Raw genomic sequence first — 20814 nt, forward strand, 5'->3', positions numbered from 1 at the left:
CTCCGTAGATCCTTGATCCGTTGGGAAGGTCAGACACGCTCGACGATCGTGGCGATGCCCATGCCGCCGCCCACGCACAGGGTGGCGAGGCCGTACCGCTTGTCCTGGCGCTCCAGCTCGTCGACGAGGGTGCCGAGGATCATCGCGCCGGTGGCGCCGAGGGGGTGGCCGAGCGCGATCGCGCCGCCGTTGACGTTGACCTTGTCCAGCGACAGGCCCATGTCCTTCACGAAGCGCAGCACGACGGCCGCGAACGCCTCGTTGATCTCGACGAGGTCGATGTCGTCGATGGTCAGGCCGGCCTTGGCGAGCGCCTTGCGGGCGGCGGGCGCGGGACCGGTGAGCATGATGGTCGGCTCGGAGCCGGAGACGGCGGCGGCGACGATCCGGGCGCGCGGGGTCAGGCCGTAGCGCTCGCCGACCTCCTTGGAGCCGATGGCGACCAGCGAGGCGCCGTCGACGATGCCGGAGGAGTTGCCCGCGTGGTGGACGTGGTCGATCTTCTCGACCCAGTGGTACTTCTGCAGCGCGACCGCGTCGAAGCCGCCGAGCTCGCCGATGTCCGCGAACGACGGCTTCAGCTTGGCCAGGGAGTCGGCGGTGGTGCCGGGGCGCAGGAACTCGTCGTGGTCGAGGACCGTCAGACCGCTGCGGTCCTTGACCGGGACCACGGAACGGTCGAAGCGGCCGTCCTTGACGGCGTTGGCCGCGCGCTCCTGGGACAGGGCCGCGTACTCGTCCACGTCACGGCGCGAGAAGCCCTCGATGGTGGCGATCAGGTCGGCGCCGATGCCCTGCGGCACGAAGTTGGTGGCCAGGTTGGTCATCGGGTCGGCGAACCAGGCGCCGCCGTCCGAGGCCATGGGCACGCGCGACATCGACTCGACGCCACCCGCGAGGACGAGGTCCTCCCAGCCCGAACGGACCTTCATCGCGGCCATGTTGACCGCTTCGAGACCGGAGGCGCAGAAGCGGTTCTCCTGGACGCCGGCCACCGTGTCGGGCAGACCGGCGGCGATGGCCGCGATCCGGGCGATGTCGGAGCCCTGGTCGCCGACCGGGCCGACGACGCCGAGCACGATGTCGTCGACGGCCGCCGGGTCCAGGTCGGGGAAGCGCCGCTGCACCTCGTGGATGAGCCCGACGACCAGGTCGATGGGCTTCGTTCCGTGCAGGGAGCCGTTCTGCTTGCCGCGACCGCGCGGGGTGCGGATCGCGTCGTACACATACGCTTCGGTGCTCACTGGTAAGCCTTTCGAGGAGGGTTTAGCCGAGCAGGGAGCGGCCGATGATCTCTTTCATGATCTCGGTCGTCCCGCCGTAGATGGTCTGGATGCGTCCGTCGGTGAACGCCCGCGCGACCCGGTACTCCGTCATGTAGCCGTAGCCTCCGTGGAGTTGGAGGCAGCGGTCGGCGACCCGCTTCTGGAGCTCGGTCGCCCACCACTTGGCCATCGAGGCGTGCACGGCGTCGAGTTCGCCGTCCGAGTGGTCGACGATGCAGCGGTCGAGGAAGGTGCGGGTGACGGCGCACTCGGTGGCCATCTCGGCTATCTCGAAGCGGATGTGCTGGAGCTTGGCCAGCGGCCGTCCGAACGCCTCGCGCTCCTTCACGTACTGCGTGGTGATCTCCAGCAGGTACTCCGCCCCGGCGATCGCGGCGACGGCGATGCCCATGCGCTCCTGGGCGAGGTTGGTCATCAGATGGACGAACGCGCCGTCCAGGTCGCCGAGCAGGTTCTCCTTGGGGACGCGGACGTCGTTGAAGAACAACTCGGCGGTGTCCTGCGACTTCTGGCCGATCTTGTCGAGGTTGCGGCCGCGCTCGAAGCCCTCCATGCCCCGCTCCACGACGAGCAGCGACAGCCCGTGCGCGCCGCCCTCGGGCGTGGTCTTGGCGACGACGATCACCAGGTCGGCGAGGATGCCGTTGGAGATGAAGGTCTTCGAGCCGTTGAGCAGGAAGTGGTCGCCCTTGTCCTCGGCGTGCGTCTTGATGCCCTGGAGGTCGGATCCGGCGCCGGGTTCGGTCATGGCGATCGCCGTGACGATCGAGCCGTCGCAGAAGCCGGGCAGCCAGCGCCGCTTCTGCTCCTCGGTGGCGAGGTCCGTCAGATACGGGCCGATGATGTCGTTGTGCAGTCCGAGGGCCAGGCCCGCCGCCCCGGCACGCGTGAACTCCTCGGCGAGTACGGCGCTGTAGCGGAAGTCGGTGTTCCCGCCGCCTCCGTACTCCTCGGGCACGGCGAGGCCGAGCAGGCCCTGCTTGCCGGCCGCCCGCCAGGCGTCGCGGGAGACGATGCCGTCCCTCTCCCACTGCTCGTAGTGGGGCAGCACCTCCTTGGCGAGGAACGTGCGCACGGTCTCGCGGAACGCGTCGTGCTCGGCGGTGAAGATCTGCCGCTTCATGCGGGGAACGCCTTCCTGGAGGGGGTACGGAGGCCCTCGGCGAGGGCTTGGCACGGGCTGGGGCGGGTCCGGTCGGGGGACATCAGCCGCCGTCCTTCGTCAGCCGGGGCACGTCCCAGTCGCGGGCCACGTCCTCGGTGTCGGCGCCCGGGAGCGCGGGACCGCTCCGGACCGCGGTGGGGGTGGCGGAGAAGCGCGGCGCGGGGGCGGGCTGCGTGATGCCGCCGTGGTCGACGAAGGTGCCCCGGGCGGCGAGGTGCGGGTGCGCCGGCGCCTCGTTCAGGGACAGGACCGGCGCCACACAGGCGTCGGTGCCCTCGAAGACGGCGGTCCACTCGCCGCGGGTACGGGTACGGAAGCGGTCGGCGACCGCCGCGCGCAGTTCCGCCCAGCGCGCCGGGTCCTTGTGGGCGGGGGCGAGCCCGGGGATGCCGAGCAGGCCGACGAACTCGTCGTAGAACCGCTGCTCGAGCGGGCCCACGGCCATGTACCGGCCGTCGGCGGTCTCGTAGGTCCCGTAGTACGGGCAGCCGCCGTCGAGGAGGTTGGCGGCGCGCCGGTCCTGCCAGCCGCCCGCGGCGATCATGCCGTGGATCATCGTCGAGAGGTGCGCAGTGCCGTCCACGATGGCGGCGTCCACGACCTGTCCGGCGCCGGTGGCGCGCGCGTGGTGCAGGGCGGCGAGGACGCCGACGACCAGATAGAGCGAACCGCCCGCGTAGTCGCCGAGGAGGTTCGCGGGGACCGCCGGCGGCCGGCCCGGCTCGCCGATCATCCCCAGGGTGCCGGTGATCGCGATGTACGCGACGTCGTGCCCGGCGCGCTGGGCGAGCGGGCCTTCCTGGCCCCAGCCGGTCATCCGGCCGTAGACGAGCGCGGGGTTGCGCCCGTGGCAGTCCTCGGGCCCCACGCCGAGCCGCTCGGCGACGCCGGGGCGGTACCCCTCGATCAGGATGTCCGCCCGTTCGGCCAGGTCGAGCACGCGGGAGGCGCCGTCCTCGGCCTTGAGGTCGATGATCACCGACCGCTTGTTCCGGTTGGTGACGTCGTGGGCCGGGTCGACGCCGAGCCCGGGGCCGCCGGGCCGGTCCACCCGCACGACGTCGGCTCCGAGATCGGCCAGCAGCATGGCGGCGAACGGGCCGGGACCGATGCCCGCCAGCTCGACCACGCGCACCCCGGCGAGGGGACCGTGCACTCGCGTTCCTGCCGCTGTCATCAAGCCCCCAGCACTGTGACACCACTGATGTGACATCAGTGATGTTAAGAACGTGTTCCACTCGGGGCAAGCCCCTGACGAGCAAGCGCTTAGTTAAATTCCGGCCTTGGGGACCGCTCGGGGCCGGTCCGAGGGAGTTCCGGGGCGGCTCGAACTCACGTTGCGGAAGGGTCGCGCTCAGGCCGGGACCCGTGGCGCGGTCAGCGGCCGTCCAGCTCCGCTATCAGCCTTTTGGGGGCTATCACGCGATAGCTCTCCTCGACCCAGTCGCACAGCAGCCCGGCCGCCGGGGCTCCCCGCTCCTCCAGGGGCACCCGCACCCATCCGGCCCTGCCCAGGCCGTACCCGGCGGGCTCCGCGCCGGGCGAGGTCAGCGCGTGGGCGTGGAGGGCCTCGTCCTTGAGCTTCACGGTGACGCCCATCGGGTGGCTGCCGTCGTCGAGGCCGAGGAACACGAAGACCTTGCCGTTGACCTTCGCGACGGTCTCGCCCCAGGGGAACTCCTCGGCGGCGCCTGGCAGCCCGAGCGCGAAGCCGCGCACCTTCTGCCACTTTTTCAGCGCGTTTTGCGACACGGCCACGGCTGCCTCCGGCCTGTTCGTGCGACCTCGTCGTCCGACTGTTCGTACCTCACGCTAGCCTCAGCCACCGACAACGGCGCTTCGCGCACGACGTGGCGCGGACCGCACGTTCGAGCGCAGCCCACACAGGGGTGGAGGGTGTCATGAGCAGGCTTAACGAGCCGGACCGCCCGTACGACGTCGTGCTCTTCGGGGCCACGGGGTTCGTCGGGGAGCTCACCGCGGAATATCTGGCGGCTCACGCGCCCGAGGGACTGCGGTGGGCGATCGCCGGACGCAGCGCCGAGAGACTGGAGCGGCTGCGCGAGCGGCTCGGCGGCGCGCCCGGTGTGCTGCGGGCCGACGTGAAAGACCCGGACTCGGTGCGCGAGCTCGCGCTCCAGGCGCGCGTGGTGGCCTCGACCGTGGGGCCGTACATCACGTACGGGGAGGACCTGGTGGCCGCCTGCGCGGACGCCGGTACCGACTATCTGGACCTGACGGGCGAGCCCGAGTTCGTGGACCTGATGTACGTGCGGCACGACGCACGCGCGCGGGAGACCGGCGCGCGGCTCGTGCACGCCTGCGGCTTCGACTCCGTCCCGCACGACCTGGGCGCCTACTTCACCGTGCAGCAGCTCCCGGAGGACGTGCCGCTGCGGGTCGAGGGGTTCGTCCGCTCCCAGGCGATGTTCTCGGGCGGGACGTTCGCCTCGGCGCTGAACCAGTTCGCGCGCGGCCGGCACATGCTGGCCGCGGCACGCGAGCGCCGGTACCACGAGCCGCGCCTGATGGGGCGGCGGGTCGAGGCCCCGCTGGGGGCGCCCCGGTTCGCCAAGGAGGTCGGGGCCTGGGCCCTGCCGCTGCCCACGATCGACGCCCAGGTGGTGCAGCGCTCGGCGCGCGCCCTGGCGCGGTACGGGCCGGACTTCCGCTACCGCCACTACGCGGCCGTCGAGACGCTGCCCGTCGCCCTGGGCGGAGTCGCCGGGGTGAGCGCGCTGTTCGCCGCCGCCCAGCTGCCGCCCGCGCGGCGCTGGCTGTCGGACCGGATCAAGCCGGGCGAGGGACCGAGCGCGGAGCGCCGGGCGAAGAGCTGGTTCTCGGTGCGCTTCGTGGGCGAGGGCGGCGGCCGGCGCGTCTACACCGAGGTCTCGGGCGGCGACCCCGGCTACGGCGAGACGGCGAAGATGCTCGCGGAGTCCGCGCTGTCCCTGGCCCTGGACGACCTGCCGAAGACGTCCGGCCAGGTCACGCCCGCGGTGGCGATGGGCGACGCGCTGCTGGAACGGCTCCGCGCGGCGGGGATCACGTTCCGGGTGGCGGCCGTGCGGTAGGACTGCCGTCCGGTTCGCGGCCTGCGGGGCGCCGGGACCGGCGTCCGGGCCGGGACTGCCGTCCGGATCAAGGAAGTTGGACGTGGGAACGCCCGCCGCCGAGTGTGGCCGCGGGCGACCTCGGCGGCCGGGTGTGCTCTTGGACGATCTCGGCGGCCTGGAGTGCCCTTGGGCCATCTCGGCAGCCTGGTGTGCCCTTGGGCGACCTCGGATACCTTGGCGGCCCGGTCAGGCGTGGGCGACCTCGGCGGCCGGGTGTGCCTGGGGCGAACTTGGCGGTCGGGTGTGCCTGAGGCGACCTCGTCGGCCTAATGTGCCCCGGGGCGAACTTGGCGACCCCGGCGGCCCGGTCAGCGCGGGTGACCCCGGCGGCCCGGTCGACGCGGCGGCCCGGTGAGTGTGGGCGGCCCCGGCGGCCCGGTGTGCCCGTGGGCGTCGGGCCGCCGATCGGGCGGGTCCGGCTTCGTCGGGCGGGTCAGGCGGCGCAGGCCGTCCTTACGACGCCCAGGTGATCACCGTGTAGATCATCCCACCGGTCCAGGCGAGACCGGCCGAGAACGCGAGGACCAGGGCGGTCGTCACCGCGCGCCCTGCGGACCGGGCGGGTTCGGCGGAGGGCTCCGGGGCCCGGTACGTCGTCATGCGGCCAGCCTGCCGCCGCCGCCCCGGCCGTACATCCGTACGCGTACTCAGAGTCCGTACTCATGTACGCGCGGCAGCGCTGCCAGGAGGACGAGGGCCGGCCGCCGCCGGGATCAGGCCGTCGCCCGGCGGAGCGCCTCTCTGCACAGGGCGTCCGCCCGGCGGGTGGATTCCGGCAGGCGGTACTTCGGGGTGAGCGCGAGGGTGTGGGCGCAGGCGTTGTCGAGGTCCACGCGGTGTCCGACGGACACGAACACGGGCTTGATCCCGTCCTGCGTGCGCAGCGCGCGGCCCACCTCGTCCGTGCCCGCGAGCAGCGGTGACGCGCTGCCGCGCCGGGCGCCCGGCTCCTCGTAGGAGAAGGTGAAGGGGCTCTTGGCGACCCCGATCGTGGGGAGGCCGGTGAGGACGCCGAGGTGGCTGGCGAGGCCGAACCGGCGCGGGTGGGCGAGCCCGTAGCCGTCGCAGACGACCAGTCCGGGCGGGCAGGGCAGGGCGTCGAGCGCGGCCATGACGGTCGGGATCTCGCGGAAGGCGAGCAGCCCGGGAACGTACGGGAAGGAGACGCGGCCGACGGCGGTGGCCTCCGCCACGACCTCGTTGGTCGCCGCGTCGAGGACGACGGCCGCCGCGACGACGACGTCGCGCTCGTCGTCGTAGGCGACGTCGACACCCGTCACCCGGCCGGTGCCGGGCGGCGGACCCGGCTCGTCGAGCACCACCCGCTCGCGCAACTCGTCCTGCACGGAAAGGGCTTGTTCCTCGGTGGCGGGCCAGCCCGCGGGGATCCTCACGGTCGTCATGATGGGAACGAGCCTACGGGCGACGCCTCGGCCGGAGCCGCGTGGGGCGGTCCGCACGGGCCGTAGGGGCGCCTCGTACGGGCCGGGGGCCGCCTCGCGCGGACCACGGCGGGCGCCTCGCACCGGGCCGCACGACGCGTCCCGCACCGGCAAGGCACGGCGGACTCGTGCCGGCCTGCCTCCGGGGCGGTCCCCGGAGTTCACGCCCAACCGACCCAACCGACCCTCGGAGCAAGGCACTTGCGGCACCGCGGCCGCCGGGCCGGGCCCGTGGGGTACGGGCCGGCCCGGGTAAGCTCGTGATCATGTTCGTACTGGAGCTGTCCTACACCGCGCCGCTCGAAGCCGTCGACGCCGTTCTGGAGGCCCATGTCGCCTGGCTGGACGAGCAGTACGCGGCCGGGACCTTCCTCGCCTCGGGCCGTAAGAACCCCCGCGACGGCGGTGTGATCCTCGCCGTCGCCCGGGACCGGGCGACGATCGAGGAGATCGCCGCGGGCGATCCGTTCGTCACGGCGGGCGTGTGCGCTTACCGCGTCACCGAGTTCGTGGCGACGAAGACGGCACCGGATCTCGACCGCTACCGCGAGACCCTCGGCTGACTCCGTTCGCCGCTCCAGGGCCCCGGGTCGGCACGGCCTCGAGCCGACGCGGCCCGAGCCCACGCGGCCCCGGGCCGACGCCGGGGGACCCGGTCCGGCTCAGCGCTCCAGCCGGGCGATCCGCCCCTTCTCGCCGGCGGCCCAGCAGCCCAGGTCCGGGGTGCAGTCCACGGTGTCGAACGAGCCGGTGTCCAAGCCGCGCCAGGTGCGGCCGCCGTCGGTCGTCAGATCGGTGCCGGTCGGGCCGACCGCGAGGGCGGAGCCGCGGCTGTGGGGCAGCCAGGTGACACCGGAACGGTAGGCGGGCGGGGGCCGGTCCGCGGCGGTCCAGGTGCGTCCGCCGTCGGGGGTGGTCGCCGCCGCCTGCGGTGACGCCTGGTCGGCGCGGTAGTCGCCGCCCACGGCGAGTCCATGGGCCCGGTCGCGGAAGGCGAGGGCGAAGACACCGCGGGCCGGGTCGCCGGCGGGGACCGGTGTGTCTGCGGCGGTCCAGGTCAGACCCCGGTCGGCGGAGTGCAGCACGCGCGCGGTCGCGCCCCCTCCCGTGGCCAGCCACACGTCACGGGGTCCCGCGCCGACCAGGCACTGGCCGCTCGCGGCGAAGCCCGCCTCGCCGTCCTGGGCGGCGGGCATCCCGTCGGCGGGCAGCACCTTCCAGGATCGGCCGCCGTCGCTCGTCGACAGGATGCGGAACCTGCCGTCCACCGGGTCGCTCACCGCCAGGCCGTGCCGACGGTCGAGGAAGGTCAGGCAGTCGTAGAAGGCCCGGGCGTCGGTGTTGCGGAACGACTCGGTCCAGGTGCTGCCGCCGTCCTCGGTCCGGTAGACGCGGGACGCCTCGCCCTCGCCGATGGCCAGGACCACCGCGCGCCGCGCGTCGAACGCCTCGACGTCACGGAACTCCAGATCTCCGGCGCCGGGCGGCGACACGTTCCGCCAGTGCGCGCCGCCGTCGACGGTGCGCAGCACGGTGCCCTTCGAACCGGCCACCCAGGCGGTGTCCCGGCTGACCGCCGACAGTCCCCGGAAGCGCGCGTCCGTGCCGCTGTCCTTCAGCGCCCAGTGCGGGGTCCGTGCCGTGTCCTGTGCCGGCGCCGCCACCGCGGGCGCGGCCACCACGAGTGCCGCCGCGAGTGCGGCCGCCGCCGGTCCCACGCCGATCGTCCGGCCCGTGCGTCTCGTCTTCCCCAAGGCCCTCATGGCGGGGGAAGCTAGTGCACCGCCCCCACGGCGTCCAGATGGCCTCCGTGCCCCACCGGGTCCGGCCGGCCTCCCCGGCCGCCGTGTCCGGACGGCCTCCGTGCTCCACGGCGTCCGGATGGCCGTCGTCCCCCGTTGGTGTCCATATGACGGTCGGCGGGAACCTCGGGGGCCGCCCGGATGTCCTCATCGGTGTCGGGCGAGTGCGGAACGGAAAAGGATCACCAGGACCGGAGAAAGTTGATCTACCGGTGCATGGCCTCGGTGACAGAGGTCACTCGGCTCAGAGGTGCACGCGCCGGGTCTTTCTTCCGTCTCTTCAATTGACCGGCTTCATCCGCCCGGAGTTCGTCCAGCCGTCACAAGGGAGCAAGGCGTTGTCCACCGTCATCGAGCAGCCCGTTGAGGCCCGCCTCGTCGCCGCCGCGCCGCGGATGCCGAGCATTCCGGCCACGCTCCACTACGACCGGACCGACCCGTTCGCCGTCCGCATGACCTTCCCCGCACCCGCCACGCTCGAGGGCGTCGAGGTCTGCTGGACCTTCGCCCGCGAACTGCTCGTGTCGGGCCTCGAGGACCCGGTGGGCCAGGGTGACGTGCGGGTGCGGCCCTACGGGTTCGACCGCACCGTGCTGGAGTTCCACGCCCCCGAGGGCACCGCCGTGGTCCACGTGCGCTCGGGCGAGGTGCGGAACTTCCTCGGGCAGACCATCGATCTGGTTCCCCTCGGTCTGGAGCACCTCCAGGTGGACCTGGACCACGATCTGGCGGAGCTCATGCGGGGCACCTGCTGACACGACGGATTCCGGTCAGCCGGCGCGCCCCATCAGGGCGTTCAGTCCGGCGTAGTCGAACCCGCCGGTCAGGGTCTCGTAGGTCCCCGTGTCCAGCAGCTCCCGCGCGGCACGCCGGACCAGGCCGTGAGCGGCCGCCGCGATGCTCGAACCGGCGCTGATCCGGGCGACGCCGAGCGCGGCCAGTTCACCGACGGACGGCGCTCCGGGGCCCACCAGGACGTTGAGGGGACCGTCGATGCCTTCGACGAGCGCCTTCACGGTCGTGGGATCGGTCACTCCGGGGACGAACACGCCGTCCGCGCCCGCCGCCAGGAACGCGGCGGCCCGCTCCAGGGTCTCCTCCACCCCGCCCGCGCCGCGCAGGAAGGTGTCGATGCGCGCGTTGACGAACAGCGGCACTCCGGCCGCGTCGGCCGCGGCCCGGGCCCCCGCGACGCGCTCCGCCTGCTCCGCCACCGGGCGCAGCGGCCCGACCCCCTCCCCGTAGAGGGCGTCCTCGAGGTTCACACCCACCGCTCCCGCCGCGAGCACCGCGCGAACGGTGTCTCCCACGCCCGCGGCGTCGGACGCGTACCCGTTCTCGATGTCCGCGCTGACCGGCACCCGGACCACGGCGGTGATCCGCGCGACGGCCGCGAGGGCGTCGTCCCGCTCCAGCCGGTCCCCGTCCGCCACGCCCTGGGCCCAGGCGAGGCCGGCGCTGGTCGTCGCCACGGCCGGTGCGCCGGCGTCTTCGACGATCCGGGCGGTCACCGCGTCCCAGGCGTTCGCCAGGACGAGGGGACGGCCGGGGACGTGCAGGGCGCGGAGGGCGAGTGCGGAGGCGCGGAGGCGTTCGGTGTCGGTCATGACGCCCACCCAAACACGGCCCGGCACGCACGGCTGGCAGGAAACCGACATGTACGTGAGGCCGCGTCACCTGACCGCGGGCCGCGGCGGAACAGATCGCCGCGGCCGGTCAGCTCGGTGTGCTCGTCGTCGCCGCCGTGGCGGAGGCCGTCGTGGCCGCGACGACCACGGCCGCGCGGACGTCCTGGAGCACCGTCCGCAGGGCGGGAGCCGCCGCCCCGCCGCGCTCGGCGAGTTCGTCGATGCGGGCCCGGTGCTCCCTGCGCTCCCTGGCCGAGGCGAAGGTGCGCAGCTCGGCCGCCGTGGCCAGCGCGACGAGGGCCGCGTCACGGTCGCCGACCTCTGCGACGGGCACCGGCCCCTCCAGCACCTCCCGCGCCCGCGCGCGCAGGTCCTCCACCGCGGCCACCCGGTCCAGCTCGTACTCGACGGACGGGAAGATCCCGAGGACCCGCTTGCGCTCGGCCCGCAGATACCCGTCGGCGGCGAGCTGGGCGCGCACGGCGTCCAGGGTGAACCGGGCCCGCGAGGTGACCCACGTCTTCCACCGCCGGGGCCGGGACTCCGACACGAGTTCCAGGAGCCCGTCGAGGACGACGTCCCCGGTCCGGGAGTCGGGGTCGACGGGTGTGACGATGCCCTCGTCGTCGACGAGCAGCCCGCGCTGCGCGAGCTCGGTCAGAGCACCGGCCCGCACGAGGTGGTGCAGGTGGGTGGACCCGGTGATCCTTCCCTTCGTGGTGTCCCACGCCAGGAGGTAGAGCCGGGCGGGCAACGAGAGCGGGCCGTTCGGCACGGGGGTCTCCTCGGTTCGTCGGTGGGGCGCGTTAATCCTTTGACAGCCCTCGGGGCCGCCCCTACGGTGTTGAGCGGTTCTGTTGCCGTCGAATGGAGAAGGACGTTGCTCGTCTGAGGTCGGAGACACCGCGTCACACCTGGCTGGTCCCGTCGGACCCCTGTGTGCGCAGCGTGCGACCTCGGCGTATCGAGCCGTCCTTGGGTGCGGAGCCTTCTTCTCCGTCCTCCGAACCGGATCGTCGTCGCCTCGCGGTGTCCCCTACGCGTACCCCCGACCGCATCCAGCATTCGCGAGGCTCTCATGTCAACGTCCCCCACCTCCGTCGCCTGCACCTCCCTGTCCTTCTCCTGGCCTGACGGCACCGAGGTCTTCGACGGTCTCCAGATCGCCTTCGGACCGGGCATCACCGGACTCGTCGGCATCAACGGCTCAGGAAAATCGACCCTGTTGAAGCTGATCGCCGGCCGCCTCACCCCGGCCGACGGCACCGTCAAGGTGGCCGGCGAGGTCGGCCATCTGCCGCAGAACGTCACCCTCGACACCGGGCTGCGGGTCGACGAGGCCCTCGGCATCCGCGCGGTCCGTGCCGCCCTGCACGCCATCGAGGCGGGCGACGTGGCCGAGGAGCACTTCGACGTCGTCGGCGACGACTGGGACGTCGAGGAGCGGGCCCTGGCCACCCTCGGCGAACTCGGCCTCGGGCACATCGACCTGGACCGCACGATCGGGGAGGTGTCCGGAGGCGAGTCGGTGCTGCTGCGGCTGGCCGCGCTCCTGCTGCGCCGGCCCGACGTCCTGCTGCTCGACGAACCCACCAACAATCTCGACCTGTACGCGCGGCGGCGGCTGTACGCGGCCGTGGAGGCCTGGTCCGGGGTGATGATCGTGGTCAGCCACGACCGTGAACTCCTGGACCTGGCCGACCAGATCGCCGATCTGCACTCCGGCGAGGTCACCTGGTACGGCGGCAACTTCTCCGCCTACGAGGAGGCGCTCGCCGCCGAACAGGAGGCGGCGGAGCGCATGGTGCGCGTCGCCGAGTCCGATCTGAAGAAGCAGAAACGCGAACTGATCGACGCCCAGGTCAAGTTGGCCCGGCGCAAGCGATACGGGCAGAAGATGTACGAGCAGAAGCGAGAGCCCAAGATCGTGATGGGTGCGCGCAAGCGGGCGGCGCAGGAGTCCGCGGGCAAGCACCGCCTCATGCACGAGGGCCGGCTCAGCGAGGCGAAGGAGCGTCTCGACGAGGCGGTGGAGGCCGTACGCGACGACGATCTGATCCGGATCGACCTGCCGTACACGGCCGTGCCGCCGGGGCGCAACGTCCTGACCCTCGACCGGCTGGAACTCCAGCACGGATCACGGGTGAACGGGATCTTCGATCTCCGGGGACCGGAACGCGTCGCGCTCATCGGGCGGAACGGAGCCGGGAAGACGACCCTGCTGCGCACGATCGCCGGGGAGCTGGCCCCCGTGTCCGGCGAGGCGCACGCTCATGTGCCCCTGCGCTTCTTGCCGCAGCGGCTCGACGTCCTGGACGACGCGCTGAGCGTCGCCGCGAACGTGGCCCGGTACGCGCCCGCGGCCACCGACAACCGGATCCGGGCCCGGCTCGCCCGCTTCCTGTTCAAGGGGGCCAAGGCCGACCAGCCGGCGGAGACGCTCTCCGGCGGCGAGCGCTTCCGCGCGGCGCTGGCGGCACTGATGCTGGCCGAACCGGCCCCGCAGTTGCTGATGCTCGACGAGCCGACGAACAACCTGGACATGGCGAGCGTCCGCCAGCTCACCGCGGCCCTGGAGTCGTACGAGGGGGCGCTGATCGTGGCCAGCCACGACATGCCGTTCCTGGAGTCGATCGGCATCACGCGACGGCTGCTGCTGGAAGGAGGAGAACTGAAAGAAATCGCTCCGGAAACTGTCGGGTATTCCTCATAGTCCCGGAAGCGGAGGCGGCCTAGCGTCGGGGGTGGGCGGTGCCCCGACGCCAGGCCGGGGGTCTTTTGCGTGCGCGAAGGGCGCTGCATGATGTTGCGCCGACACCCCCACCGATTCGGAGACCCGCCCGTGCCCAGTCAGAAAGCACTCGTCCGCAGGCCCGGCCCCCGCCTCGCCGAGGGGCTGGTGACGCATGTGGAACGCCAGGCGGTGGACGTCGGCCTCGCCGTCGAGCAGTGGGAGGCGTACGTCGAGGCGCTGCGAACGCACGGCTGGGAGACCGTCGAGGTGGACCCGGCCGAGGACTGCCCGGACGCGGTGTTCGTCGAGGACGCGGTCGTCGTCTTCCGCAACGTCGCCCTGATCACCCGCCCGGGCGCCGAGTCCCGCCGCGCGGAGACCGCGGGCGTGGAGGAGGCGGTGGCGCGGCTCGGCTGCTCGGTGAACTGGATCTGGGATCCGGGCACCCTCGACGGCGGTGACGTCCTCAAGGTGGGCGACACGATCTACGTGGGCCGCGGCGGACGGACGAACGCCGCCGGGGTCCAGCAGCTGCGCGCGGTCTTCGAGCCGCTCGGGGCCCGGGTCGTCGCCGTACCGGTGAGCAAGGTGCTGCACCTGAAGTCGGCGGTCACCGCGCTGCCCGACGGCACGGTGATCGGCCACGAACCGCTGGTGGACACCCCCTCCCTCTTCCCCCGCTTCCTGGCGGTGCCGGAGGAGTCCGGGGCGCACGTCGTGCTCCTGGGCGGCAACCGGCTGCTGATGGCGGCGTCCGCCCCGAAGACGGCGGAGCTGCTCGCCGGCCTCGGCCACGAGCCGGTCCTGGTGGACATCGGCGAGTTCGAGAAGCTCGAGGGCTGTGTGACATGTCTCTCGGTGAGACTCCGGGAGCTGTACGTCTGAACGAGTGAGCGGGTCACCCAGTCGGCCCTGGGCCCCGCGCGCCCCGGGTCCCTCCGTCATGGCCCGGAAATGCCCGACTCCCGGCCGGTAACGCCGCTGATCAGAGCCCTTTACGGGCTTCTTAACCTACGGAGTCGTAACCTACGGAGACGTAGCCTACGATGCCGTAGGTTAGTTCTTGGCTCGTTGTCCCGTCCCCCTGGAGCACCCGTGACGATCACTTCTCCCGACCTCGGCAGCCCGGCTTCCGCCTGGACCGACGCTCGCCTGCTGTACGCGCTGGAGGAAGTCGTCGAGACGGAGCTCAACCGCCACCTGAAGGTGGCCAAGGACTGGATGCCGCACGAGTATGTGCCCTTCAGCGACGCCCGCAACTTCCCCGGGATCTTCGAGGACGGCGAGGCCTGGGACAAGGAGCAGTCCAAGGTCACCGAGATCGGCCGGATCGCGCTCGTCGTCAACCTGCTCACCGAGGACAACCTCCCGAGCTACCACCACGAGATCGCGTCCCTGTTCGGCCGGGACGGCGCCTGGGGCACCTGGGTGCACCGCTGGACCGCGGAGGAGGGCCGGCACGGCATCGTCATGCGCGACTACCTGCTCGCCTCGCGCGCGGTGGACCCGGACAAGCTCGAGGCCTTCCGCATGCAGCACATGAGCGAGGGCTTCGAGTCGGACAACCGACACTCGATGCTGCACTCGGTCGCGTACGTCGCCTTCCAGGAGCTCGCGACCCGCATCTCGCACCGCAACACCGGTCATCAGTCGGGCGACCCGGTCTGCGACCGCATGCTGGCGCGCATCGCGACCGACGAGAACCTGCACATGGTGTTCTACCGCAACCTGCTGAAGGCGTCGTTCGAGCTCGCCCCCGACCTGACCATGCAGGCCGTCCGTGACGTCGTCGTCAACTTCCGCATGCCCGGTCACGGCATGCCCGGCTTCGAGCGCATGGCCGCGCAGATGGCCATCGGCGAGGTCTACAACCTGCGCATCCACCACGACGACGTGCTCCAGCCGGTGCTGCGCCACCTCAAGGTCCTGGAGATCGACGGCCTCGGCCCCGAGGGCCTGAAGGCCCAGGAGGAGCTCGGCTTCTTCATGGGCGGGCTGAACGCCGAAGCCTCGAAGTTCGACGAGAAGCTCGCCGCCCGCAAGGCCCGGATGGCGTCCCGCGCCTGTGGTGGCCCTGCGGGCCGCACCCGGTCCGGGGCTGGACGGTCCCCGACCGATCCGGTCCCGGGCCGGAGTCCAGAGCGATCCGCTCCCGGCCGGGGTCTAGTCGGGAAGCCGGTCCAGGACCCACTCCCCGATCTCCGGCGTCATGATCGCGTGCGGGTCGTTGTCCGCCGAGAGCAGGAAGTCGTCGAGATCCGACTCCTCCGGGGGCAGCTGGTCGATGTTCGCGTACAGGTTCTCCTGCCGGTCCAGGTCACGGATGGCGACCGCGCTGACGGACGGGACGAAGCACACCGACCGGTGGACCATGTCGACGTTCTCGCCGAACGCCCTGAGCGTGTCCCCCACGATGCCGAACGACTCCAGCGTCCCGCCGGGCGCGCCGTCGAGCTCGGGGAACCCGCTCGTGGTGATCGTGTGCGGTCCCCCGAGGACACCGTCGAGCACGGCCACCTCGACGGCCTCGCCCTTGGGCTGGGCGAGGAAGTACGTACCGTCGAAGAGCGGCCCCGCGCAGGTCAGTGCCTTCGCCCCGGCGCGCACGCCGTTGCCCACTCCGTCGCCGCGCCCGCTGGACACCCCGATCAGACGCGGGATGCGCGGCCAGCCGCCCACCCGCTCCAGCTGCTCCTTGAACTCCTTGCGCAGCGGGCTCTCCTTCGGCGTGCCGTCGACGGCGTCCAGGTGGCGCCAGAGCATCTGCTGCGAGGCGGGGCTGCCGATCTGGCGCAGGTACGTGTCGTCGCCGGCGTCGGCGAGGTAGTGCGCGAACGCCTGGAGTCCGATCGGCACCCACGCTCCCCGGTGCGGGCTGTCGAACGACGCGTAGACCCCGACCCGGTGGTCCATGCGCTGCATCTCCATCTTGGCCAGCGCGTAGCGGGCGACGATGCCGCCCATGCTGAACCCGCCGACGAGCAGCCGGGTGTCTTCGAGCTGCTCCGCGATGGTCCGCATGATCGCGGCGGTCATCGTCTCCGCGTTGCGCAGGATGGACTCGCTGCGCTCGTCGAACCCGACGAGGATCAGCGTGCGTCCCCGCCGCCGCAGTTCGCTGACGAACGGGTACCGGCCGTTCTCCAGCCCGTCCCACAGCCAGTCGAAATCGGTCGGCCCGAGGTTGAACCCGTCGGCCAGGACCACTGGCCGGACCACGCCCTGCCGGCCCTGCCCGTAGTACACGCGGGCGCTGCCCCCGGGTAGCTGCCATTCCTCGTCGGCCCGGGGAGCCTCCGCGGGTGCGGGCTTCCCCATCGGGGCGACGAGCCCGATCGATCCTGCGGCCTTCCTGGCTTTGCCGGCCTTGCTGTCGGCCATGACATCCCTTTCGGTGTCGGTGACAACGATCAGAGGACGTCATACGCAGATTTGGCACGGTCCATACGCATATGCCAAGCCGCTCACTCCGACGAGGCACGTGACCGGCGCCAGACGGCCGGGGGTGCGTCACTCCAGGGCGCGTCGCAGGCCCAGACGCTCCTTCTCGGAGAGTCCGCCCCACACGCCGAAACGTTCGTCGTTGCTCAGCGCGTAGTCGAGGCACGCCGACCGCATCACGCACATCCCGCAGATGCGCTTGGCGTCGCGCACCGAGCTGCCCGGCTCGGGAAAGAAGAAGTCCGCCCCCGTCTGCGCGCACAACGCCTGCTCCTGCCAGGCGAGGTCGGTCGGGGTGATGGTTTGCGAGTACATGCGGACGATCGTGCCCCGACCCGAAAAACGTTCGATCAACGCGGGATCAACGCCGCGTTCCGACGCTTCCGGCGGCCTCGATGATGGACCCTGGACCGGCCCCCGGGCACGGCGGCGCGCGGAGGAAAACGGCGACGGCGAGAACCGGGACGGACACCTTGAGTGACGACGCCGCCGATCCGGGCGGTATACGCGCCCCACGGCGATTGTCGGTGGGCGGTGGAAGAGTGGGCCCAAAGGGAACGGGACCCCCAAAGGAGGGCGATCATGCTCACCACCGACTTCGTCAACGGCTCCCCGAACTGGCTGGACGTCGGCACGTCCGACATCGCGGGCGCCATCGCCTTCTACGAGGGCGTCTTCGGCTGGCGGTTCAAGTCGGCGGGGCCGGACGCCGGCGGCTACGGCTTCTTCCAGGTCGACGGGAAGACCGTGGCCGGCGCTATGCAGATCTCCGCCGAGCAGGGCCCGCCGTCCTGGAACGTGTACTTCAGGACCGGGGACGCCGACGCCACGGCCAAGGCGGTCGAGCAGGCCAAGGGCACGGTGCTCATGGCGCCCGTGGACGTGATGGGCGAGGGGCACGTGGCCATGCTCGCCGACAGGGCGGGCGTGACGTTCGGCGTCTGGCAGCCCGGACGGACCGAGGGCCTCGGCATGGCGGGCGACCCGGGTTCCCTGTGCTGGGTCGAGCTCGTCACCCCGGACATCGCGTCGGCCGCCGCGTTCTACAACGCGGTCTTCGGCTGGAACACCTCGGCGGTCTCGTTCCCGGGCGGGATCTACACCTGCGTCAACCCGGCGGGGACCGAGGACGAGGGCATGTTCGGCGGCCTGATGCCGCTCGCGGACGACCCGGTCGAGGCGAGGACCGGCGCCACCTGGGTGCCGTACATCGAGGTCCCGGACACGGACGCCGTGGTGGCCAAGGTCCAGGAGCTCGGCGGCACGGTCCGCATGCCCGCCACCGACCTGGAGGGCGTGGGCCGGATGGCCAGGTTCACGGATCCCTACGGGGCCCGCTTCGCGGTGATCAAGAGCGCGCCCCAGCAGGGCTGAGGTACCCGGCGGGTGGGCTTGCGCCGGTCCGGGGGTCTTGGCCGACGGGTTCACTCGGTACGGGGGTGAGCCGGCCGAGGGACTCGGTCACGTACGGGGGCGATCCGGCCGGAGGGCTGGTCCACGCATGGGGGCGCCCCGGCCGAAGGGCCGGCCCACGTATGGAGGCGCCCCGGCCGAAGGGCCGGCCCACGTATGGAGGCGCCCCGGCCGAAGGGCCGGCTCACGTACAAGGGGTGCCCCGGCCGAACAACTCGCGCCACTCCACCGTGATGCCACGCGCAGGCCCGGCCGGCGGGCTCACCGGGGTGACCCGGCCGGAGGACTCGCGCCGCGTGGCGGTGGTGCTACGCGGAGGCCCGGCGCACCACCGTCGTCGGCAGGACCACTCCGGAACGCCCGGGCACCGGGTCCTTGCCGGCGGACCCGCCCTCAAGCCCGCCGATCAGCAGCCGGGCCATCAACCGGCCCATGTCCTCTATGTCCTGACGGACCGTCGTCAGCGGCGGCTCCGTCTGCTCGGCTATCGGCAGCATGTCGTCGAAGCCGATCACGGCGACGTCCTCGGGCACCCGCCGTCCCGCCTCGCGCAGCACGCGCAGCACGCCGAGGGCGGACAGGTCGTTCGCCACGAACACCGCGTCCAGGTCGGGCCGGCGCTCCAGCAGTTCTCTCATCGCGCGTTCACCGCCGGAGGGGGTGAAGTCGCCCTGCGCGACGAGCGCCGGGTCGGCGTCGCCCATGACGTCCCGGTAGCCGTCGAGCCGGTCGACCGCGGACGTCTGGTCGAGGGCGCCGGTGATGTGGGCGACGCGTGTGCGCCCGAGACCGAGCAGATGGCGGACGGCCTGGCGGGCCCCGCCGCGGTTGTCGCAGTCGACGTACACCGCCTCGCGGACGCCGTCGCCCCAGCCGGGCCGCCCGCCGAAGACGGTCGGCACGCCCGCGCCGTGGATCAGGCCCGGCAGCGGGTCGTCGAGGTGCAGCGAGAAGACGAGCGCGCCGTCGACATGGCCGCCGGCGAGATAGCGGGCGACCCGGGCGTGATCGTCACGGCCCTCCGTGAGGAGCAGGACCAACTGGGAGTCGTGGGCGGTCAGTTCCTTGCTGATGCCGCGGAGCTGGAGGGCGAAGAAGGGGTCGGCGAAGACCCTGGTCTCCGGCTCGGCGATCACGACGGCCACGGCGTCGTGGCGTCGGGTGACGAGGCTGCGGGCGGCCTGGTTCGGAACGTACCCGAGTTCTTCGACGGCCCGGCGCACCCGCTCGGCGAGCGGCTCGCGGACCCCGTCCCCACCGTTCACGACGCGCGACACGGTGGCCCGGGAGACCCCGGCCCGCGCGGCCACGGCCTCCAGCGTGGGGCGCGACGCTGTCTCGGTCACCTCAGGGCACCTCCTCGGCGGATGCGGATCAGAATAGCCGCGGTAGGGCCCGCTCCGGTGGGGTGCTCCCCGATCTTCGAAAACGGCTCGAACCGATCTACGCGGAGGGCGATTTCGGCGAGACCCCCAGTGCCCCGCCGGGGCGGATCCGGCCCGTATCGCCTCTTGTCTCCGTCCGCCGCCCGCGCCGACGCCCGGCCGTGCCGGGCCCGTTGTCAGTGGGGGGCAACGACGGCTCGACCGGGAACGTGCGCTACGACGTGGCCGCGGACGCGGCACTGCTCGGGACCGCCGGGCACTGGTGGCCGCAGTGGGTGGCTGAGCCCGGGCCGCTCGCGAACGGCTCCGCCGACGGGCCGGTCCATCGACGAGCGTCGGCCCGGCCGGTTCAGCCGCCGGACGACCCGGCGTCCTCGTGCTTCGCGCGGCTCGGCTGCACCCGTTTGGGTTCGCCCGGCATCTTCGGATACTCGGGCGGATAGGGCAGGTCGCCGAGACCGTGGTCGTGCTCGTCGCGGCTGGCGAGTTCCAGCAGGGCCTCGAGGGAGAAGGCGTGCTCGTCCATGTCGGCGTGCACGTCGCCGAGTTCGGCGAAGCGCTTCGGCATGGTCGCCAGGTCGAAGTCCCGGGGCCGGGCGTCCTCCACCTCGTCCCAGCGCAGCGGCGCGGAGACCGGGGCGTGCGGTCGGGGCCGTACGGAGTAGGCGGAGGCGATGGTGCGGTCCCTGGCGGTCTGGTTGTAGTCGACGAAGATCTTCTGGCCTCGCTCCTCCTTCCACCACGCGATGGTGACCTGGTCGGGCATGCGGCGTTCGAGCTCGCGCCCGACCGCGATGGCGGCCCGGCGCACCTGGGTGAAGGTCCAGCGCGGCTGGATCGGCACGAAGACATGGAGCCCCCGGCCCCCGGAGGTCTTGGGCCAGCCCCGCAGCCCGCCGTACTCGTGCAGGACCTCGCGCAGTTCGTGGGCGGCGCGCACCGCGTCGGCGTAGTCCGTGCCGGGCTGCGGGTCGAGGTCGATGCGCAGTTCGTCGGGGCTGTCGACGTCGTCGCGGCGGACCGGCCACGGATGGAAGGTGAGCGTGCCGAACTGGGCGGCCCACAGGACGGCGGCGGGCTCGGTGGGGCACATCTCGTCGGCGCTGCGGCCGCTGGGGAAGGTGATGTGGGCGGTCGGGATCCAGTCGGGCATGTTCTTGGGCGCCCGCTTCTGGAAGAAGGACTCACCGGTCACCCCGTCCGGGTAGCGCTCCAGGGTGGTGGGGCGGTTGCGCAGGGCGCGCAGGATGCCGTCGCCGACGGCGATGTAGTACTGGGCGAGGTCCAGCTTCGTGAAGCCGCGCTCCGGGAAGAAGATCTTGTCCGGGCTGGACAGACGAACGCTCCGGCCGGCCGCTTCGAGTTCCACCGCATCGCCCATGCGAGCCACGGTAGGCCCAGC

Annotated in this window: 19 protein-coding genes and 1 pseudogene; 7 read left to right on the top strand and 13 right to left on the bottom strand. The window is 72.3% G+C overall.

The features are described 5' to 3' along the window. Nucleotides 1–29: 29 nt before the first annotated feature. The 4 genes from IO36_RS09500 to IO36_RS09515 form a co-directional block, all read right to left on the bottom strand. Nucleotides 30–1244, bottom strand: coding sequence for an acetyl-CoA C-acetyltransferase (locus IO36_RS09500; RefSeq protein ID WP_037618060.1), 1215 nt, complete (start codon nt 1242–1244; stop codon nt 30–32). Nucleotides 1245–1266: 22 nt separating this feature from the next. After that, the gene (locus IO36_RS09505) at nt 1267–2409 is read right to left on the bottom strand and encodes an acyl-CoA dehydrogenase family protein (RefSeq protein ID WP_037618062.1); all 1143 of its coding nucleotides are present in this window, start codon (nt 2407–2409) and stop codon (nt 1267–1269) included. An 82-nt stretch (nt 2410–2491) separates the two neighbouring features. Next, complete coding sequence (locus tag IO36_RS09510; protein WP_037618064.1) at nt 2492–3628, bottom strand: CaiB/BaiF CoA transferase family protein; 1137 nt, start codon at nt 3626–3628, stop codon at nt 2492–2494. Between the two features lie 200 nt (nt 3629–3828). Then, entirely contained in the window at nt 3829–4209 is a 381-nt protein-coding gene (locus tag IO36_RS09515) for an MmcQ/YjbR family DNA-binding protein (RefSeq protein WP_037618065.1), read from the bottom strand. Between the two features lie 143 nt (nt 4210–4352). Between IO36_RS09515 and IO36_RS09520 the strand changes: the two genes are divergently transcribed. After that, nucleotides 4353–5525 carry a saccharopine dehydrogenase family protein gene (locus tag IO36_RS09520; RefSeq protein WP_037618067.1) on the top strand — a complete coding sequence of 391 codons (1173 nt, stop codon included), beginning with the start codon at nt 4353–4355 and terminating at the stop codon, nt 5523–5525. A 495-nt stretch (nt 5526–6020) separates the two neighbouring features. On the opposite strand, the gene mmpA is transcribed toward IO36_RS09520, so the two are convergent. Then, the gene (gene mmpA / locus IO36_RS47340; protein ID WP_167347386.1) at nt 6021–6167 is read right to left on the bottom strand and encodes a morphogenic membrane protein MmpA; all 147 of its coding nucleotides are present in this window, start codon (nt 6165–6167) and stop codon (nt 6021–6023) included. A gap of 113 nt (nt 6168–6280) precedes the next feature. Further along, on the bottom strand, nt 6281–6970 hold the full coding sequence (locus IO36_RS09525) for an endonuclease V (RefSeq protein ID WP_037618069.1): 690 nt from the start codon (nt 6968–6970) through the stop codon (nt 6281–6283). Nucleotides 6971–7275: 305 nt separating this feature from the next. Between IO36_RS09525 and IO36_RS09530 the strand changes: the two genes are divergently transcribed. After that, nucleotides 7276–7572, top strand: coding sequence for a YciI family protein (locus tag IO36_RS09530; RefSeq protein WP_037618609.1), 297 nt, complete (start codon nt 7276–7278; stop codon nt 7570–7572). 99 nt (nt 7573–7671) lie between these two features. Here the strand turns inward: IO36_RS09530 and IO36_RS09535 are convergent, their stop codons facing one another. Beyond that, nucleotides 7672–8772, bottom strand: a complete 1101-nt coding sequence (locus tag IO36_RS09535) for a WD40/YVTN/BNR-like repeat-containing protein (protein WP_051900192.1) — start codon at nt 8770–8772, stop codon at nt 7672–7674. 377 nt (nt 8773–9149) lie between these two features. Between IO36_RS09535 and IO36_RS09540 the strand changes: the two genes are divergently transcribed. Beyond that, entirely contained in the window at nt 9150–9566 is a 417-nt protein-coding gene (locus IO36_RS09540) for a spore wall synthesis regulator SsgD (RefSeq protein WP_037618071.1), read from the top strand. Nucleotides 9567–9581: 15 nt separating this feature from the next. Here the strand turns inward: IO36_RS09540 and IO36_RS09545 are convergent, their stop codons facing one another. After that, nucleotides 9582–10418, bottom strand: coding sequence for an isocitrate lyase/PEP mutase family protein (locus tag IO36_RS09545; RefSeq protein ID WP_037618074.1), 837 nt, complete (start codon nt 10416–10418; stop codon nt 9582–9584). A 109-nt stretch (nt 10419–10527) separates the two neighbouring features. Next, nucleotides 10528–11214: a GOLPH3/VPS74 family protein gene (locus IO36_RS09550; protein WP_037618076.1), complete on the bottom strand. Its 687-nt coding sequence runs from the start codon at nt 11212–11214 to the stop codon at nt 10528–10530. 303 nt (nt 11215–11517) lie between these two features. Between IO36_RS09550 and IO36_RS09555 the strand changes: the two genes are divergently transcribed. The 3 genes and pseudogenes from IO36_RS09555 to IO36_RS44300 form a co-directional block, all read left to right on the top strand. Further along, nucleotides 11518–13152 carry an ABC-F family ATP-binding cassette domain-containing protein gene (locus tag IO36_RS09555; protein WP_037618078.1) on the top strand — a complete coding sequence of 545 codons (1635 nt, stop codon included), beginning with the start codon at nt 11518–11520 and terminating at the stop codon, nt 13150–13152. A 129-nt stretch (nt 13153–13281) separates the two neighbouring features. Beyond that, on the top strand, nt 13282–14058 hold the full coding sequence (gene ddaH / locus IO36_RS09560; RefSeq protein ID WP_037618080.1) for a dimethylargininase: 777 nt from the start codon (nt 13282–13284) through the stop codon (nt 14056–14058). A gap of 210 nt (nt 14059–14268) precedes the next feature. Next, a pseudogene (locus IO36_RS44300) lies at nt 14269–15243 on the top strand (acyl-ACP desaturase); the annotation flags it as partial. A gap of 93 nt (nt 15244–15336) precedes the next feature. On the opposite strand, the gene IO36_RS09570 reads toward IO36_RS44300, so the two are convergent. Next, on the bottom strand, nt 15337–16554 hold the full coding sequence (locus IO36_RS09570; protein WP_037618085.1) for an esterase/lipase family protein: 1218 nt from the start codon (nt 16552–16554) through the stop codon (nt 15337–15339). Nucleotides 16555–16683: 129 nt separating this feature from the next. After that, nucleotides 16684–16929, bottom strand: coding sequence for a WhiB family transcriptional regulator (locus IO36_RS09575; protein WP_051900194.1), 246 nt, complete (start codon nt 16927–16929; stop codon nt 16684–16686). 267 nt (nt 16930–17196) lie between these two features. Here IO36_RS09575 and IO36_RS09580 point away from each other — a divergent pair, with 267 nt between their 5' ends. Next, a complete protein-coding gene (locus IO36_RS09580; RefSeq protein ID WP_037618091.1) occupies nt 17197–17988 on the top strand; it encodes a VOC family protein in 792 nt (263 codons plus the stop codon). 347 nt (nt 17989–18335) lie between these two features. Here the strand turns inward: IO36_RS09580 and IO36_RS09585 are convergent, their stop codons facing one another. Next, nucleotides 18336–19373 carry a LacI family DNA-binding transcriptional regulator gene (locus tag IO36_RS09585; RefSeq protein ID WP_037618093.1) on the bottom strand — a complete coding sequence of 346 codons (1038 nt, stop codon included), beginning with the start codon at nt 19371–19373 and terminating at the stop codon, nt 18336–18338. Between the two features lie 388 nt (nt 19374–19761). Then, nucleotides 19762–20793, bottom strand: a complete 1032-nt coding sequence (gene ligD / locus IO36_RS09590) for a non-homologous end-joining DNA ligase (protein ID WP_037618095.1) — start codon at nt 20791–20793, stop codon at nt 19762–19764. Between the last annotated feature and the right edge of the window lie 21 nt (nt 20794–20814).

It is taken from the genome of Streptomyces aureus (assembly GCF_000725495.1).
GTDB lineage: Bacteria > Actinomycetota > Actinomycetes > Streptomycetales > Streptomycetaceae > Streptomyces > Streptomyces aureus_B.